This is a genomic window from Nocardia aurea (assembly GCF_003123685.1).
GTDB lineage: Bacteria > Actinomycetota > Actinomycetes > Mycobacteriales > Mycobacteriaceae > Nocardia > Nocardia aurea.
The window spans coordinates 1-2,274 of sequence record NZ_QCYJ01000038.1; the positions used below are offsets into that span (position 1 = coordinate 1).

3 protein-coding genes and 1 pseudogene are annotated in these 2,274 nt (G+C 69.8%); all 4 read left to right on the forward strand.

Annotated elements, in window-relative coordinates; genetic code table 11:
* Positions 1-585: gamma-glutamyltransferase (locus DAT37_RS12245; protein ID WP_198654212.1), on the forward strand; the 585-nt coding region annotated here is incomplete at its 5' end.
* A gap of 158 nt (positions 586-743) precedes the next feature.
* Positions 744-940 (forward strand): annotated as a pseudogene (locus tag DAT37_RS46395) (Tn3 family transposase); the annotation flags it as partial.
* Between the two features lie 313 nt (positions 941-1,253).
* On the forward strand, positions 1,254-2,018 hold the full coding sequence (locus tag DAT37_RS12255; RefSeq protein ID WP_198654213.1) for an SGNH/GDSL hydrolase family protein: 765 nt from the start codon (positions 1,254-1,256) through the stop codon (positions 2,016-2,018).
* A partial coding sequence (locus tag DAT37_RS12260; protein ID WP_157978452.1) for an acyltransferase family protein occupies positions 2,018-2,274 on the forward strand: 257 nt, incomplete at its 3' end. The genes DAT37_RS12255 and DAT37_RS12260, both read left to right, overlap by 1 nt.

Sequence of the window (2,274 nt, forward strand, 5' to 3'; positions counted from 1 at the left end):
GACACCTGCCATCTGGACGTCGTGGACCGCTGGGGCAACCTGGTCTCGGCCACGCCGTCCGGCGGCTGGCTGCAATCCTCGCCGGTGATCCCGGAACTGGGGTTCTCCCTGGGCACGCGATTGCAGATGACCTGGCTGCAAGACGGCCTGCCCGACACACTCACCCCGGGCCGCAGACCACGCACCACCCTGACCCCGACCTTGGTGCTGCGCGACGAGAACCCGATCGCCGCGCTCGGTTCCCCAGGCGGTGATCAGCAGGATCAGTGGCAGTTGCTCTACCTGCTTCGCACCCTCGTCGGTGGTTTCACACCGCAACAGGCGATCGACGCCCCTGCCTTCCACACGACCTCTTCACCGGCTTCGTTCTGGCCCCGTCACCGCACACCGGCCGGGGCTGTTGTCGAAGACCGTCTCGGGGATCGTGTCATCGCCGGCCTCGAACGCCGTGGCCATCGGATCACCCGGGCCGGTGACTGGGCACTCGGCCGCCTGTCGGCCGTCGGGCGCGACCCTGAGCGGCCAGGTGTCATGTGGGGCGCCGCCAATGCGCGAGGCATGCAGGGCTATGCCGTGGGCCGCTGAGACTGATGGGCGGATCACCATAATCCCCAGGCCAGCCCCCCGGCGCTGTCGGCAGCGATGGCCGACCCGTCGAGGCGGGAGGCCGCCGCGGTGACTTTCGTGGTCGCCGACCCGGCGATCCCGGACGAGGCGGTCGGCGGTCTGCCACTGCGGGCCTGGTCCAGGCCGAGCTGACCGAGATGCTGCCGTTCGCGCCGATCGGGTCGCCGCTGATCGAGAACGACGAACGGACCGGGTTCCTGATTGCTCCACCCATGCCGGCGGCAACCAGTCCCGCAGCCCGGAGCCGGAGCAGAACCTGATCACCGTGCTGATCAGCCATTCGACCAACCTCGGGTTGACCCGGATGGCGGACGTTCCTCTCGCGCCCGGCATTCCCCGCTCGACCGGGGCGCTTCCGTGGCCGGACACCCGGTCTGCTGTCCTCGGTTCCAACGTCGCCAGCCCGAATCCCATCGTCTCGCGCACCTGCGCCGGCGGGCAGTACCGCGCCGGAGGCGAGGGTCAGCGAAGCTCTGTGATAGCTGATCCCTCATTGTGTGATGAAACGATGACAACGCGGTTGATCACCGGATTCGTCTGCTTGCCTACGGATCATGCAACCAACGAACCCCTCTCCTGACTCCCCGTTCCTCCATGGATCCACTGGCCGCCGTCGTGCCGGAGTGATGGCGGCCGTGGCCGTCGCGGTCGGGGCCACGCTGGCGGCCTGCGGCGCATTCACCGCAGCCCCCGGCGACGGACCGCCCGCGGCGGACGCGACGGCCCAGCACGCCAGTCAGGCCGCGACCAGCGTCAGGGTGCTGTGGATGGGCGACTCCATCGCGGGCGCGGAGGCCCCGGCCGTGGAGGCCGCGCTGAAGGCCAGCGGTGTGCAGTTCAAGAACGCCACCTCTGACGGCGGCGGCAACATCGTCGCCGGTGATCACCCGGTGACGGCTGTGGGGGCCAAGGACACCTGGAAGAGGCTGAAGGATGACCTCGCCTCCTTCCGGCCGACGGTGATCGCATACCAGATCACCACCTACGACTGGGGCACGCCCCGCCAGCAGCTGGTGGCCTACCAGAAGCTCTCCCGGACGGCGAAGGACGCCGGTGCCCGGCTCGTCCTGGTGTCCGCCCCGCCGTTCAAGATCGACGAATTCTTCAAGCCCCACGAGGACGCGATCAAGAGCGCGCCCGCGATGGCCGCCAAGGTCGCTGACGTTCGCTACCTGGATGCCTCTGAGCTGTGGGGGGACGACTACGCCGCCGACAAGGCCCAGCGTGCCAAGGACGGGATCCACTCCTGTCAACAAGGGTCGGCGGCCTTCGCCACCTGGTTCGCCAGGCGGCTCGGCAAGCTGGCCGGCTTCACCCCGGCCGCCCCCGGCGCCTGGGCCACCGGGCCGTGGACCGGCGACGAGCGCTTCGTCAAACTCGGCTGCGGCTGATGGCTTCAGCCTCCCGCCGCGCGCATATCGGCGCGCTCGATGGGCTGCGCGGGCTCGCCGTCGCCGCGGTCCTGCTGTTCCACGCCGGGCACATGCGCGGCGGGTTCCTGGGCGTCGACCTGTTCTTCGTCCTGTCCGGCTTTCTGATCACCGGTCTGCTGCTGGAGGAGCTCGCCGGGCGCGGCCGTATCGACCTGGTGGCCTTCTGGGGGCGCAGGGCCCGTAGGCTCCTGCCCGCGCTGGCCCTCATGGTCGC